This window comes from Streptomyces sp. NPDC059373 (genome assembly GCF_042751495.1).
Lineage (GTDB): Bacteria > Actinomycetota > Actinomycetes > Streptomycetales > Streptomycetaceae > Actinacidiphila.
On record NZ_JBHYXC010000005.1, the window covers coordinates 196049 to 211020 of the forward strand.

Annotated in this window: 10 protein-coding genes and 2 pseudogenes; 8 read left to right on the forward strand and 4 right to left on the reverse strand. The window is 71.7% G+C overall.

Annotated features, from left to right (window positions below):
- Positions 1 to 69 precede the first annotated feature (69 nt).
- The 5 genes and pseudogenes from ACFXJ5_RS12395 (at position 70) to ACFXJ5_RS12415 (ending at position 4388) form a co-directional block, all read left to right on the forward strand.
- A complete protein-coding gene (locus ACFXJ5_RS12395; RefSeq protein WP_384630290.1) occupies positions 70 to 783 on the forward strand; it encodes an IMP cyclohydrolase in 714 nt (237 codons plus the stop codon).
- A gap of 504 nt (positions 784 to 1287) precedes the next feature.
- Positions 1288 to 2196, forward strand: a complete 909-nt coding sequence (locus ACFXJ5_RS12400; protein WP_384630291.1) for an LLM class flavin-dependent oxidoreductase — start codon at positions 1288 to 1290, stop codon at positions 2194 to 2196.
- 2 nt (positions 2197 to 2198) lie between these two features.
- On the forward strand, positions 2199 to 2927 hold the full coding sequence (locus ACFXJ5_RS12405) for a PIG-L deacetylase family protein (RefSeq protein WP_384630292.1): 729 nt from the start codon (positions 2199 to 2201) through the stop codon (positions 2925 to 2927).
- Between the two features lie 192 nt (positions 2928 to 3119).
- Positions 3120 to 3551: pseudogene (locus ACFXJ5_RS12410) on the forward strand (RICIN domain-containing protein); the annotation flags it as partial.
- Positions 3531 to 4388, forward strand: coding sequence for a pectate lyase (locus ACFXJ5_RS12415; protein WP_384630359.1), 858 nt, complete (start codon positions 3531 to 3533; stop codon positions 4386 to 4388). The pseudogene ACFXJ5_RS12410 and the gene ACFXJ5_RS12415, both read left to right, overlap by 21 nt.
- Here the strand turns inward: ACFXJ5_RS12415 and ACFXJ5_RS12420 are convergent.
- Positions 4382 to 5305, reverse strand: coding sequence for a phytoene/squalene synthase family protein (locus ACFXJ5_RS12420; RefSeq protein WP_384630293.1), 924 nt, complete (start codon positions 5303 to 5305; stop codon positions 4382 to 4384). The two genes, ACFXJ5_RS12415 and ACFXJ5_RS12420, sit on opposite strands and share 7 nt — an antisense overlap.
- Positions 5306 to 5376: 71 nt before the next feature.
- Between ACFXJ5_RS12420 and ACFXJ5_RS12425 the strand changes: the two genes are divergently transcribed.
- Entirely contained in the window at positions 5377 to 7545 is a 2169-nt protein-coding gene (locus tag ACFXJ5_RS12425; protein ID WP_384630294.1) for an MMPL family transporter, read from the forward strand.
- Between the two features lie 341 nt (positions 7546 to 7886).
- Here ACFXJ5_RS12425 and ACFXJ5_RS12430 read toward each other — a convergent pair whose 3' ends face one another.
- On the reverse strand, positions 7887 to 10622 hold the full coding sequence (locus tag ACFXJ5_RS12430) for a BTAD domain-containing putative transcriptional regulator (RefSeq protein WP_384630295.1): 2736 nt from the start codon (positions 10620 to 10622) through the stop codon (positions 7887 to 7889).
- A gap of 220 nt (positions 10623 to 10842) precedes the next feature.
- Between ACFXJ5_RS12430 and ACFXJ5_RS12435 the strand changes: the two are divergent.
- A pseudogene (locus ACFXJ5_RS12435) lies at positions 10843 to 10941 on the forward strand (IS5/IS1182 family transposase); the annotation flags it as partial.
- A complete protein-coding gene (locus tag ACFXJ5_RS12440) occupies positions 10918 to 11241 on the forward strand; it encodes a hypothetical protein (protein WP_384630360.1) in 324 nt (107 codons plus the stop codon). The pseudogene ACFXJ5_RS12435 and the gene ACFXJ5_RS12440, both read left to right, overlap by 24 nt.
- Before the next feature lie 140 nt (positions 11242 to 11381).
- Here ACFXJ5_RS12440 and ACFXJ5_RS12445 read toward each other — a convergent pair whose 3' ends face one another.
- Both ACFXJ5_RS12445 and ACFXJ5_RS12450 read right to left on the reverse strand, forming a co-directional pair.
- Positions 11382 to 12875 (reverse strand): carboxypeptidase regulatory-like domain-containing protein, encoded by a 1494-nt coding sequence (locus ACFXJ5_RS12445; protein WP_384630296.1) that lies wholly within the window; start codon positions 12873 to 12875, stop codon positions 11382 to 11384.
- 639 nt (positions 12876 to 13514) lie between these two features.
- The gene (locus ACFXJ5_RS12450; RefSeq protein ID WP_384630297.1) at positions 13515 to 14960 is read right to left on the reverse strand and encodes a dihydrolipoyl dehydrogenase family protein; all 1446 of its coding nucleotides are present in this window, start codon (positions 14958 to 14960) and stop codon (positions 13515 to 13517) included.
- Positions 14961 to 14972 lie beyond the last annotated feature (12 nt).

Genomic DNA, 14972 nt, shown 5'->3' on the forward strand with positions numbered 1-14972 from the left:
GCCACCTCTGCTTGGATGGTGGCGCTGCCGAGATCCGCCTCGCGAAACCCGACCGGCAAAGGAGCGCGCGTGACCGCAGACCAGGTATCCCGGGCTCTGTGCGTCAACCGCTATCCGGGGCGGGGAGTGCTGTGGGCCAGGACGCTCGACGGCACCCTGTGCGGGGCGTACTTCCTCACCGGACGCAGCGCGGCATCCCGGGCCCGGGCTCTGCGCCGTGCGGACGGGGAACTGATCGTCGCTCCCACGGACCAGACCGCTCACGATCCCCTGCGGCACTACGCGGCCGCCCGTGAGCGGGGCGGCTGGCTTGTCTTCGGCAACGGGGAGCAGGTGGCCACCGTTGCCGACCGGCTCCAGAGCGGGCGTAACCCGGCCTCAGCCCTGGACGGGCTGGAGTACGAGCCCGACCCGCCGATCTTCACGCCCCGGATCACCGTGGCTGCGGACCTGCGTTCACCGGGAGACGCCTGGTTCGGCGCGGCCCGCCGAAGCCTCAGCGGCAGGATCGCGACCAATGTCCTGACCCTCGCGGTCCGGGGCCTGGGCCTGGGCGAGAGCGTCATGATGACCACCTACCGATCGGACGGACACCACGTCGCCACCGGCGAGCCCTTCATCGAGGCCCGCACCGAAGCCGCCAACCGCGACGAGCTCCTGGAGGAACTCTGGGACGCGCTCGCCCCGGAATTCCGGGTAGCGGTGGCCACCTTCGAGCCCGGCCACCTCTCCGACGCGGCGATCCGCCACGAAGTCCGCCCCGAAGTCCGCCCCGAGGCGTGACTCAGCCCCTCGCGAAGCGGAGTTCCCGGTGACCCTGCGGCTCGCCCGGCAGGAGCGCGAACACGCTTACACCTCGGCCAACCGCTCTGCCTTCAGGGCAGCCCTGCTCTGAAGGTCGCGGCGGCCGGGCGGGGCGTACCGTACTCGCGTCCCGCGTGCATGACGACTGATTCCGGAGAGCGATATGGCCATCGATTACGTCAAGCGCCCGAGGCCGGTTCTGGAGGGGGCGGCCATCAGTTTGGAGAAAGTGCGGGCCGCGGCGCCGGCGCCGCGGGGCGGTGGGTAGGCGCCACCGAGTTGGTGGTCGACCCCGGCACGGGACGGCGGTAGTCGCAAGGCCGGGGCTGGTGCCGGAGTCGCGTGTCGCCTGTCAGCGCGAGCCCCGAGAGCAGCGCGAGCAGTACGCAGAGGATGCCGAAGGCTGCGGCGGCGGCCCTGCCGGGCAGGCGAGTTCCTCCGTCGGACATGGGCGGGATCCTACGTCGTGGATAGGCTGACGGTATGTCGAGTGATCGTTCACAGCAGGGCCGCCGCCGTCGCATCGGCGTGATGTTCGACAGGGACCGCCGACCGGAGGAACTCCGCCCGTTCGCCCGGGAGGCCGAGGATCTCGGGGTGGACGACCTGTGGGTGGTGGAGGACCTCGGCTGGGCCGGTGCGATGTCCTCGGCGGCGCTCGCGCTCGCCGCGACGGACCGGTTGCGGGTGGGGATCGGCATCGCGCCGGCGCCGTTGCGGAACCCAGCGCTGCTCGCCATGGAACTGGCCATGCTGGAACGGGTGTTCCCGGGGCGGCTGATCGCGGGCATCGGGCACGGCGCGCCCGAGTGGATGGCGCAGGTGGGGGCGGCCACGCCGCGGAAGCTGGCGTTGCTCGAGGAGACGATCGCGGCCGTCAAGGCGCTGCTGCGCGGGGAGACCCTCACGGTGGCCGGGCAGACCGTACGCATGGACGCCGTACGGCTGGTGCATCCGCCGGCGGCGGCTCCGCCGGTGGTCGCGGGGGTCGTACGGCCGAGGTCGCTGGAGCTGTCCGGGCGGGTGGCGGACGGGACGGTCATCGCGGAGGGCCAGGGGCCGCGGGAGATCGAGGCTGCGATCGGGCACATCAGCAAGGGCATCGGTGAGGCCGGGGCGGCGTCGCATGAGGTGATCGTCTTCACCCATCTGTGCGTTGGGGACGACCCGCAACGGGTCGCGGCGGCCACGGCGCCGATCGTCGAGGAGTACATGGGCTGGCTCAAGGTCCCGGCCGACGACGTCTTCCTGGCAGCGGGTCCCGTCGCGACGGCGGCGGAGCGGATCCGGAGCCTGTGGGACGCGGGAGCCGACACCGTCGTTCTGCGGCCGGTCGGGGCGGACCCGGCGGGGCAGGTGCGGGACGCGCTGGCCGCGCTGGGTCGCGGATGAGGGTGGCCGGGGTCCCGCTGCTGGCGGTGCACGCGCACCCCGACGACGAGTCGCTGTGGACGGGCGGGGTGCTGGCGCGGGCGGCCGCGCAGGGGATCGGTACGGCGGTGATGACGTGTACGAGCGGTGAGCTGGCGGACGGGTCGTCGTTCGCGGCGCCGGGGACGCGGACGGGCGAGCTGGGCGCGGCGTTGGCCGAGCTGAGGGTCGGCGAGTCGCGGATGCTGGGGTATGCCGACCGGGCGTTGAATGATGTGCCGCTCGACGTGGTCGTCGGCGAACTTGCCGCGTACATAAGCGAACTGCGGCCCGTAGCGGTGGTGACGTACGACGCGTTCGGGTTGTCGGGCCATCCGGATCACATCCGCGTGCACGAGGCGACGCTGGGGGCGGTCGAGGCGGCCGCCGACGAGTGGGCGGTCGAGCAGGTGTGGCTCGCCACGGTGCCGCAGGAGCTGGCGGACGTGCTGACCGACGCGGCGGGGGAGGAGCGGGTCCGGGCCGGGGCCGGAGGGCCGTACGTGGCCGTGGACGTACGGGACTGGCTCGACGTCAAGTGGCGGGCACTGCGGTCGCACGACTCGGAGTTCGCGCGGGGGGCGCGGGTCGCCGCACTGGACCGGCACCCGGAGTTGCGGGAGGTGGCGCTCGGGACGGAGTACTTCCAATACCTGGCAGGGCCGGGGACGGAGAGCGCCGAAGGGCGGGCCGTGCGAGGACTGTTCGCGTAGGCGGCAACCTTTGTGGGGGTGGTGGCGACTGACGGACGAGGAACTCCCGAACAGTCGAACGAAAGTCACCACGTGAGCACACGAGCAGCCCTGCGCAAGCTTCGGCGTAGGAGAAGCAACCGTCGGCGGACCGTTTTGGTCGGAGCGCTGGCCACGGCGCTGACCGGGGGTGCGATAGCGGGCGGGGTGCTGATGACGGCATCGGCGTCAGGGCCCAGCGCCGGTACGTACCAGCTGGTGAACGCCGCCGACAGCACGTGCCTGGACGTGCCGGCCGCCAGCAGGGCGAGCGGTGTGCGGCTGGGCGAGGCGGCGTGCGGGAGTGCCGCCGACCAGACGTGGAAGTTGGCCGTGTCGGGGGCCGGGTTCACGGTGAAGGCGGGGCACAGCGGGCTGTGCGCGGGGGTGAAGGGCGCGGCGACGTCGAGCGGTAAGGCGGTGCAGCAGCAGGCGTGCGGCGGGGGCGCGTCGCAGGTGTGGAAGTTGAGCGCGGTGGGGGAGGCGTACCACCTGGTCAACGCCAAGAGTGGCAAGTGCCTGAATGTGAAGGGCGGGCTGGCGCAGCAGAACTCCTGCGACTCGGCCGCGAGCAAGAGCTGGGCGCTGAAGGCGACCACGGCTGTTGCGAGTTCGTCGGCATCGGCGACCAAGAGCGCCTCAGCCTCAGCGTCACCGTCGGCTACCTCTTCGGCTTCCGCTTCGGCCTCCGCGACGGCGACCAAGACCGCCTCGCCCTCCGCCTCGCCCTCCGCGTCCACCACCACCGCCCTCGCCGCCTGGCCGACCGCCACCGCCTCCAAGCCCGTCACCGCCACCATCGAGGTGACCGGCAGCTACGACGGCGGCCTGAAGCGGTTCTACGGGTCGGGGGACCTCGGGACGGCCGGGCAGAGCGAGGATCAGGGGCCGATCTTCGAGCTGGCGGACGGGGCGACGCTGAAGAACGTGATCCTGGGGGCGCCGGCTGCCGACGGCGTGCACTGCCTGGGCAGTTGCACGCTGCAGAACGTGTGGTGGGAGGACGTCGGCGAGGACGCGGCCACCTTCAAGGGGAAGTCGGCGTCGGCGACGTACGTGGTCGACGGCGGAGGGGCGAGGAAGGCGGACGACAAGGTCTTCCAGCACAACGGGGCCGGGACGCTGACGATCAGGAACTTCCAGGTGGAGGACTTCGGCAAGCTGTACCGGTCGTGCGGCAACTGCAGGACGCAGTACGCACGCCATGTCGTGATCAGCAACGTACGGGCGACGAGCCCCGGCAAGGTGCTGGCCGGTATCAACTCCAACTACGGGGACACGGCCAGGATTTCGGGCGTGACGATCGTCGGCGACACGAACAGGAAGCTCGTCGTCTGCGAGCGCTTCAAGGGCAACAACACCGGCGCCGAGCCGCCGGCGCTCGGCAGCGGGCCGGACGGTACGAACTGCCTGTACAGCACGTCGGGCGTTACGTATCAGTGATGGACCTTCGCCCGGCGGTACTCCCGGGCGAGGACGCCCAGCGCGGAGGGGACGGCTGGGCGGGAAGGGCCGTGGAGGAGAGCGACGCCCCTCTTCTCCACGGCCCGGAGGCGGTGTTCCTGGAGGGCGATCAGGGTGCGGACGAAGGGCTGGTTGCCGTCGGCGATCAGGCCCAGGAGGCCGTGCGCGGCGCGGAGGCCGGGGCGGACGAGGCCGGCGATGTCGGCGAAGAGGTCGCGTACGCCGTCCGTGGGGCGGGCGTTCTCGAGGTCGTGGCGGGTGACGCCGTGGCGGGCGAGGGCGTCGGCGGGGATGCCGAGGCGGCCTTCCTGGGCGAGGTCCTCGGAGAGGTCGTCGAGGAAGTCGAGGCGCTGCCAGGCCTCGATGAGTATGCGGCTGCCGGCGACGTAGTCCCGGTAGGCGGCCGTGCCGGGCGGCGGGGCGAGGAGGCTGGCGACCATCATGAAGGCGGGGAGTGACCAGCCGTCGACGTAGGCCTGGTAGTCGGCCTCGGTGGCGAAGCCCTCGAAGCACAGGTCGACGGGAGAGCCGAGGAGGTAGTCCTCGACGTGGCCGTGCAGCTGCGGACAGGCCTCGATCGTGTGGAGCAGCGGGGCCAGGACGGGGTCGCCGGCGGCGGTGCCGGTCTCCAGGGCGGTACGGACCTGCTTCTCCCAGACCGCGAACGCGGCGACGCGGTCGGGCAGGGAGCCGCGGTCGATGATGTTGTCCCCGTGGTGCATGAAGGCGGTGGCGGCGATGACGTGCGGGACGACGGAGTCGGGGAGCAGCAGGCGTACGGCGACGTACGGGCCCCGTTCGAAGGCGGCGACGGCGCGGCGGGCGCGGGTGTAGTCGTCGCGGAGGCGGGGGTCGGTGATGCCCGCGCGGTCGAGGGTGCGCTGCCAGGTCGCCATGGGTGCGCACCCTACCCGTCCGGCGGAGCAACGCGCGGCGTGGGCGGAGTATGCGACATACCGTCAGAATCATGAGCTCCGACGGACAGGGGTGGCTGCGGCGCCTCGGCGAGTGGTGCGCCCGGCGCGGAGTCGTGGTGATCGTGTTGTGGCTGGTGGCGCTGGGTGGGCTTCAGGGGGCGCAGCACGCGTTCGGCGGAACGTACTCCGACGACTTCACGCTGTCGGGCACGCAGTCCAACACGGGATTGAACGTCCTCAAGGAGCACTCGCCGAAGACGGGTGGCACGAGCGCGCAGGTCGTCATGCACGACGCCAAGGCGCCGCTGACGGACGTGCAGGACCAGGTCGGCCAGGTGGTGGGGGCGCTGCAGAAGCTGCCGCACGTGCTGGGCGCGAGCAATCCGCTGCAGAGCAACTCCGGCGCGCTGTCGGCCGACGGGAAGACCGGGTACAGCACCGTACGGTTCGACGTGAACCCCTCCACCCTCGGCCACTCCTACATCGACCAGGTCGACGAGGCGGTGGCGCCGCTGCGGAAGGCCGGGGTGGAGGTCGAGTACGGCGGAACGCTGGGCGAGCTGGCGCGGCCGAAGGCCTCGGACCTGACGAGCGAGGCGATCGGCTTCGCGGTGGCGATCGTGGTGCTGCTGATCGGCTTCGGGAGTGTGATCGCGGCCGGGCTTCCGTTGCTGACGGCGCTCGTCAGCGTCATCATCGGGCTCAGTCTGCTGAGCCTGCTGGCGGCCGGCCTGACCTTCGCGAGCGTGTCGCCGACGCTCGCCACGATGATCGGCCTCGGCGTGGGCATCGACTACGCCCTGTTCCTGCTCACCCGGCACCGCCAGCTGCTGATGGACGGCGACGACCCGGCGGTCGCCGCGGGCCGGGCGGTGGCCACCAGTGGCCGGGCCGTCGTGGTGTCGGGCTGCACGGTCATCATCGCGCTGGCCGGGCTGTCGGTGTCCGGGGTGACGTTCATCAGCAAGCTGGGTCTCGCCGCCGCGATCACCGTGATCACGGCTGTGGTGGGCGCGCTGACGCTGGCGCCGGCGCTGCTCGGGCTGATCGGGCGGCGGATCGACCGCTACCACGTACGCAGACCGGTCGCGGAGACCGACGCCGCGCCGGGGGAGGAGGTGCAGGGCACCTGGCACCGGTACGCGCTGCGTGTCGAGCGCCGGCCGTGGTGGTTCCTGGCGGCCGGGCTGGTCGCGGTGGTGGTGCTGGCCATTCCGCTGTTCTCGATGCGGCTCGGGCACATCGGGGACGGCGCCGACCCGACGAGCTTCACCGACCGGCGCGCGTACGACCTGATGTCGCAGGGCTTCGGGCCGGGCTCCAACGGGCCGCTGACCGTCGTCATCGACCAGAGCAAGGTGCCCGCGGCCGACCGGGCCGCGCTGTCCGGCAGCGTGACCAAGGCCCTCAACGGGCTCACCGACGCCGCGAGCGTCAGCCCCTTGCAGGCCACCGGCGACGGAGACGTACTCATCTCCACGGTCATCTCCAAGGGCGCGCCGCAGGACGAGAGCACGACGGACCTGGTCAACCACCTCAAGGACGACGTGCTGCCGCAGGCGGTGTCCGGCACGGCGGCCGAGGGCTATGTGACCGGGACGACGGCCGCGCAGATCGACTTCCTGGACATCGTCTCCAGCCGGCTGCCGCTGATCATCGCGGTCGTGGTCGCACTGGCCTTCATCATCATCCTGATCGTCTTCCGGGGCCTGCTCGTCGCCGTGAAGGCAGCCGTCCTCAATCTGCTCTCGATCGCGGCGTCCTACGGTGTCGTGGTCGCGGTCTTCCAGTGGGGCTGGGGCGGACCCGCGCTGGGGGTGTCGGGGAAGGTGCCGATCGAGAGCTACGTACCGATGATGATGTTCGCCATCGTCTTCGGCCTGAGCATGGACTACGAGGTCTTCCTGCTGGCCCGGGTGCACGAGGCGTGGCTGCGCACGCACGACAGCAAGGGCAGCGTCGCCCACGCGCTGGAGATCACGGCCCGGGTGATCAGCTGCGCGGCGCTGATCATGGTGAGCGTCTTCGCGGCCTTCATCCTCAGCGACAACATCGTCGTCAAGATGCTGGGGCTGGGGCTGGCGGTGAGTGTGCTCATCGACGCGACGATCGTACGGCTGCTGCTGGTGCCGGCGGTGATGACGCTGCTGGGGCGCCGGGCGTGGTGGATCCCGCGCTGGCTGGACCGGGTGATGCCACATCTCGACGCGGAGGGGTGAGAGGCGTTAGCGCGGCGTCGGCGGCGCGTTAGCGGGACAGGGAAAGGTAACGCACAGGGAGTTCACGCGGCCGGGCATCCTTCCCCCCACGTTGTCCGGCCGCACCTCCCCAAGAAGCGGAGGTGCCGTCATGTGCCGAGCATGTGCGTGTCCAGAAGAACACGGATGCCCGGTGTGCCGTGGCTGGGGAGAGGTCATCGAGCTGCATGACGGCCGGCTGGTACCCGGGTCGGGCGGACCCAGGTGCCGACCGTGTCCACGGTGCGGGCCGGCGCCCCTGGTGGTGAGGGCGGCGACCCAACGCGTGGCCTAGGGTCTTTCCGCCCGGCGGCGGAGGGGCACTAGCCTCCGGCGGTGGGCCCGTCGTCGAGGAGAGCGGCGACGGCGTCCGCCTCCGTACGGTCGCCGAGCGGGGCGAGGACGCCCAGGGACTGGCGGAAGGACTCGGCGGACTCGGCCTGCTGGCCGAGATCGCGCTGGATCTGGCCGATCAGGCGCAGCGCCAGCGCCTCGTACGCGGGATTGCCGTACCGGTGGGAGAGCCTGCCCGCCTCGCGGGCGTGGGCGATGGCCTCGGTCGGCCGGCCCAGCGCGTGCAGGGCCTCGGCCGTGGTGGCGAGGGACGCCAGGTGGGTGTGCGTGGACGGCATGGCAGCGGTCAACAGGCGGGCCTGGTCGGCGGATTCGAGGGCCTCGCGATGCTCACCGAGGAGATTGAGAAGGTGGCCGAGGTTGTTGAGGACGGCGGCCTGCAAGGGAAGGTCGTGCAGCTCGCGCGCGATGCCGAGGGCGTCCTTCATGGTGTCCCGGGCCTGTTCCGTCAGGCCGGTCTCCATCTGGCCGATGGCGAGCCGGCTGACCGCGAGATAGCGGATCTCCTGGCTCCCGGAGTCGTCGGCGAGCCCGACCGCGCGGTGGAGATAGGGCATGGCCTCGTCGAAGTCACTGCGCTCGCACAGCGCCATCCCCACGTCCGTGAGCAGCCGCGACCGTCCCGCCGCCTCACCGGAGGACTCGGCGGCCCGCAGCCCCGCGAGGCTCACGGTGACCCAGTCGTCCACGTGCTCCGTACGGAAGTACATCGGCATCGTGTTGGAGGCCAGTCGCCAGGCCCGGCCCGCCAGGGGGCCGTCGGCGCAGGCGGTGATCAGGGCCTGGATGGCGGGGACTTCGCCGCGGAACCAGACGGTGTCGTCGGCGACCTTCGGCATGCCGGCGGCCGGCGGGGCGCCGGGCCGGTAGAGGAGCTGCTTGCGCGAGACGACGGACTCGGCGGCGACGGCGGTCACCGCCAGGTAGTAGTCCAGGAGCCGGTCGTACGCGGCGTCGCGCTCGGCGGCGGTCAGATCGCGCTCGGCGAGCCGCACGGTGTAGAGCCGTACGAGATCGTGGCGGGCGAAACGGCCCGCCGAGGTCTCCTGGAGCAGATGCGCGGACGCCAGGTCACCGAGGGCGCGGGTCGCCTGGGCGTAGGACTGGCCGGACAGCGCGGCGGCCGTCCAGGCGTCCACGTCCGTGCCCGGGTGCAGGCCCAGGAGCCGGAAGAGGGCGGCGGCGGGCTCCGGCAGCACGCGGTACGACAGCCGCAGGGCGGCCTCGACCCCGGAGTCCGCGTCGTCCGTGGTCAGCACCGACAGCCGGGCCTGCTCGTCGGAAAGGTCGGCGACCAGCTCGGACACCGTCCACGCCGGGCGCATCGCCAGCCGCGCCCCGGCGACCCGCAGGGCCAGCGGCAACCCCTCGCACAGCCGCACGAGTTCGGCCGCCGCCGTGGCCTCGGCCGCCATACGGCTGCGGCCCACGGTGTGCGCCAGCAGGGCGTGCGACTCCTCGGCGGGCAGCGCCTCGACGCGCAGCACGGCCGCGCCCTCGCGGGCCACCAGACCGCCCAGCAGATTGCGGGTCGTGACGACGGTCGCGCAGCCCGGGCCGGAGGGCAGAAGCGGCAGCACGTCGCCGACGGTGCGGACGTTGTCCAGCACGACGAGGACCCGGCGGTCGGCGAGCAGCGAGCGGTACAGCGCGACGCGTTCGTCCAGATCGGCCGGGATCGTACGGTCCGCGGGGCCCATCGCCCGCAGAAAACCCGCCAGGACGGAGGCCGTCGACACCGGCGACCCCGCCTCCGAGAAGCCGCGCAGGTCCGCGAAGAGCTGGCCCCCCGGGAAGGCGGCGGCGTTGGCGTGCGCCCAGCGCAGCGCCAGCGCGGTCTTGCCGACCCCCGCGGGGCCCACGATCAGGGCGAGCCGCGGGCCGGCCGCCGCGGTGCCCAGGGCGGCCAGCTCGCCGTCGCGCCCGACGAACCCGGCGCTCTCGCGCGGCAGTTGGGCCGGTGCGGCGGCGGCCGGTGCGGGCTGCTCGTCGGCGCCGCGCAGCACCGTCTCGTACGCCGCCCGCAGCGGCGGCCCGGGTGCCACCCCCAGCTCGGCGTCCAGCAGCTCGCGGGTGCGGTGGAAGAGGTCGAGCGCGTCCCGCTGGCGGTCCGCCTGATGCAGGGCCAGCACGAGCAGCGCTATCAGCGGCTCCCGGAACGGCTCCGCCTTCACGGCCTCGCTCAACGCCGGGACGGTGTCGCGGCCCTCCGCGAGGCGCACCTTGCGCTCCGCCCAGGTCTCGAGCGCGGCCAGCCGGTCCTGCACGATGCGGGCCCCGACCTCGTCGCGCAGGGCCGCGCTCGGCAGGTCGGCGAGCGGCGCGCCACGCCAGAGCGTGAGGGCGCGGCCCAGGAGTTCGGCGGCGCTGCGGTCGTCCGGGGCGGTGGCCGACTGGGCGATGAGGCTGCGGAAGAGGTGCAGGTCGATATCGGCGTCGGTACCGAGGAGGGCGTACCCCGGGTCCCTGGTGACCAGTTCCAGGCCGAGCCGCCGCAGGGCGGAGATGTGCCCCTGCAGGGCCGTACGGGCGCGGGGCGGCGGGTCTCCGTCCCAGACCAGGTCCAACAGCCGGTCCACGGGCACCACGTGGTTGAGCTCCAGCGCCAGTGCGGCCAGCACCGCCCGCCGCTTCGGCGCCGCGATGGCCACGGGCGTGCCGGCGGTGTCCGCCAGCTCCACCGGGCCCAACAGCCGTACCCGCATCCTCCGGCCTCGTCCTCCTCCACTCCCGAGCGGCTCTCGCCACCGCCCCCTTCCGTTCGCCCGGCCGGGGGTCGCTGGCGCTCGGGGTCCCACAGGCTACTGCCTGCGGCACCTCCCACCCCGCCCCTTCCCGAAACCATGGGGTAACCCCTCTGGGCCCCCGCCTGGTGGGTGGCCGGGGGCGAATTCGGCCCGTCCGGCGTTCGAGTACCCGAGCGACTTGTCCGACGAGCGGTGGGCGTTGATCGAGCCCGTGCTCTCCGCGTGGAAGGCCGGGCGTCCCTCGGCCGAGGAACTGACCGTGCACCTGCGCGAACTCGACGAAGAGACCGATAACCTGCGGATCACCCGCAAAACACTCCTCGGCCTCGCCGACGAACTGCCCGTCACTGAAGCGGCCCCCCAGCCCGCCACGCCCAACCATCCGGCCTACCAGCAGATCCTGGCCGTCTTCGCCGACAACCGCCGGTCGATGCGGGCCCGGGACCTGTGCGAGGCCCTCGACCTGCCCATCCTGCCGAAGAACACCGAAGGCATCCGCTCCAAGCTCAAGCGCATGGTCAGCCGGGGCATCCTCACCGAGCCCGAACCCGGCCTGTTCGCCCAACCCCACCCGTAGCACCCGCTACGAACCCGCGGCCAGCACACCTCACCCAGCCCCAAGAATGAAACCGGCATCAAGCCTCATGAGCAACGGTGTTGGCCCGGATGTCTTTGGTGATCAAGAGGTCGGCGGACACGGGCGGTGTTCCCCCTTCGTCATGCCCCGGCGCCGTCGTGGCTGCGGACCGGGGCGGGAGTGGCCTCGTTGAGGATGAAGTCCTGGCGGAGAGTGTGTCCCGTACGGAGCAGGAGCTTGGTGACCACAGGTGAGTGGTTGCGGGCCAGGAGGAGGACGGCGAGGAACTCCTCGGGCAGCCCAGCGGCGGCGTAGCGACCGTCCTCGTCGGTGGTGGTGCGCATGAGTTGCCTGCCGCCCGGGGCCAGGACCATGACCATGGCGTTCGGGGCGGGTGTCCCATCGGCGTGGCAAACCGTACCGATGAGCATGGGGGCCTCTTCCCCGAAGTGCTTGCCGGAGCCGGGGTGCAGGGCGTGCGGAGCGGGGGCCTGGATGGACGGGTCTTCGACGGTCTCCTCGATCGGTTGCTCCGCTTCCGCGCCGGCCGTGGCCTCCGCAGCCTTGCGCCGCTCGAGGAAGCCGCCGACAGCGATGAGGGCCGCACCGACGACAAGCCACGCACACAGTACGAGGGTGGGGAGCAGCATCCCCTTGCCGTCGAAGTAGAAGAGGCCGTGCAGGGCCTCGATCAGGTTGCCCAGCGGCATGATCGGGTGCAGGGCGCGGAAGAACCCCGGAACCATTTGGTAGGGGATGGCCCCGCCGCTGGAAGGAATGCTGAGGAGGACGAAGAGTGTGATCGCCACTCCGGGGATGAACTGTCTGACGAACGGCACCAGCCCGTAGGTGGTCCAGGCGACCGCCTGGGTGATCATGAAGGCGTAGAGGATGGCCAGTGGCTCGTTGGGTACGACGTTCATCGCCAGGGCGATCAGGTAGCCGACGACGCTGATGAAGACGCCCATGCCGACCAGAGTCATCACCTTGACTCGGCGACTGAGAGTGACGGCGCGCATCATCATCATCACCGTGATATACGGGACGATGTTCCACACCATGCCGAGGTAGAACAGACCGGTGCCGCTTGTGTCGCCACCCGCGGTGGGAGCGAGATCGACGATGGTGAGCCGCTGGCCACCCTGTTCGGCCACCTTGACGAAGGTCGCGCTGACCACGTCCGCCAGCGGGGCCCCCGCAGCCTTGGCCAGGAAGAGAGTCGCCTTGTCGCCCTGGACCGCATAGGCGGCCACCGCCTCCCGGTCCAGCACTTTTCGGCGGGCGGAGGCTGCGTCCGCTGCCGGGGAGATCTCGAAGGCTCCCGGGGCTTTCTGCTCCAGGCCGGCCCTCACCTGCTCGGCGTACGCCGGTCCGGATACGGCAACCTTCACGTCGCGCGGGGTCGGGGCGTGGAACGGCAGCATGTAACAGAACAGAAAGCCGAAGAAGAACAGCATGGGGAACCAGAGGCTGCCCGCGAGGGTCTTTACCAAGCTCGGCTTGTCCTCATCGGTCTCCTCAGCCTCCTGAGCTTCGTCGGCCTGTCCAGCGTGCTCGGCCCCCTCCGGGCGCCCGGCACCCTCGGCTCGCTCAGCTTTCTCGGTGGCATCGGTTTCGTCGCGATGGTCTGCCACGCGCGGGGCCCTCCTGCATGCCATTGGTCACTGTGAGTTCCATATTGCGGTAGAAGTGCGACTCGCGGGCGAGTATCGGGGATGACCGCACCGCGTGTCACCCGGCCCGACCTATCCGCTTTTGCCCCATACCGACGGGGGCATGATCGGGACGCCGAGCGAATGCGCACAGCAGCTCACCGACAGAGGCTGGGGTCATGTCCGACCTACCCCGCATCATCATCCAGCCGCCCGACGGGCAGGGCGGTCGGCGGACTCGCTATGACGGTAAGACCCTCGGGAGTGTGGGGTTTGGTGGCAGTGGGTGGGCGTCAGCGGTTTCGAGGTCAGGAATTCCTGGTGGTAGAGGTTCGGTCCTGGGTGTCAGAGGGTCACGCGGAGAGCGCGGGCTCATCGATGCCCAGCGCTCGTCGGGCAAGTCGCTCGGGTACGGCTTGCGCTCACTCACCCCGCCACCCCGACACGGCCGACCTGCCCGGATCTCGCAGACCCTCGGGATCAGGCGACCACAGAACGGAATTCAAGCCTCATAACGCCTTCCGAGGACCCGCCGTAGGGCGTTCGGGGGTGAGGGGGTTTGCCCCCTGGTCTCGGGAAGGGGTGGGGGGTGGGGGAATTCTTCCTGCCGGAGCAGCGGGCTCAGCCGCGGTAGGTCTCCAGGAGGCGGAGCCAGATCTCGCTGATGGTGGGGTACGCGGGGACGGCGTGCCAGAGCCGGTGGATGGGGACCTGGCCGGTGATGGCGATGGTGGCGGCGTGGAGGAGTTCGCCGACGCCGGGGCCGACGAGGGTGAGGCCGAGGAGGAGGTCGCGGTCGGGGTCGATGACGGCGCGGGCCTGGCCGCGGTAGTTGTCGGCGTGGAGGGACGCGCCGGCGACGTTGCCGAGGTCGTAGTCGACGACGCGTACGGCCAGCCCGGCACGGGTCGCCGCGTCGGCGGTGAGGCCGACCGATGCGGCTTCGGGCTGGGTGAAGACGACCTGCGGGACGGCGGCGGTGTCGGCGGTGGCGGAGTGGGCGCCCCAGGGGGCTGTGTCGAGGGGTGCGCCGGAGGCGCGGGCGGCGATGACGGCGCCGGCGATACGGCCCTGGTATTTGCCCTGGTGGGTGAGGAGGGCGCGGTGGTTGGTGTCGCCGGCGCAGTAGAGCCAGCCGTCGGGGACGGTGGTGACGGCGCACGTGTCGTCGACGTCGAGCCAGGAGCCGGGCCGCAGGCCCACCGTCTCCAGGCCCAGTTCGTCCGTGCTGGGGGCGCGCCCGGTGGCGAAGAGGATCTCGTCGGCGGTGAGTTGGGAGCCGTCCGACAGGTCGGCCGTCACCGGGTCGAATTCCGAGGCCCGGCTCACGCCGGCGACCGAGACGCCGGTACGGATGTCGACGCCGGCCTCCCGCAGGCCTTCGGCGACCAGCTCACCGGCGAAGGGCTCCCAGCGGGGGAGCAGTCCGTCGCCCCGCACCAGGAGGGTGACCTCGGAGCCGAGGGCGCGCCAGGCGGTGGCCATTTCGACGCCGACGACGCCACCGCCGACGACCACGAGGCTGCCCGGCACGTCGGGGGAGCTGGTGGCGTCGCGGCTGGTCCAGGGGTGGGCGGTGTCGAGGCCCGGCAGGTCGGGCAGGAGGGCGCGGGTGCCGGTGCAGACGGCGACCGCGTGCCGGGCGGTGAGCACCCGGTGGCCGCCCTCGGGGGTCTCCACGGAGACGCGGCGGGGGCCGTCGAGCCGGCCCTGGCCGCGTACGAGGTCGATGCCGGCGGATTCCAGCCACTTCACCTGGCCGGCGTCCTTCCAGTGCGAGGCGAACTCGTCGCGCCGGGCGAGCACCGCCGCGGCATCGAGACGGCGGTCGCCGACCGCCTCCTGTGAGCCGGCCACCGAGGCCGCCTCCGTCAGGGCCGCGGCCGGCCGCAGCAGCGCCTTGCTGGGCATGCACGCCCAGTACGAGCACTCGCCGCCGACCAGCTCGCTCTCCACGAGGACCGTGGTCAGCCCGGCGGCCCGGGTCCGGTCGGCGAGATTCTCGCCGGTCGGGCCGCCGCCGATCACGATGACGTCGTAGACGTCATGGACGTCGTGGGTATCCATAGCGGTTTCCGT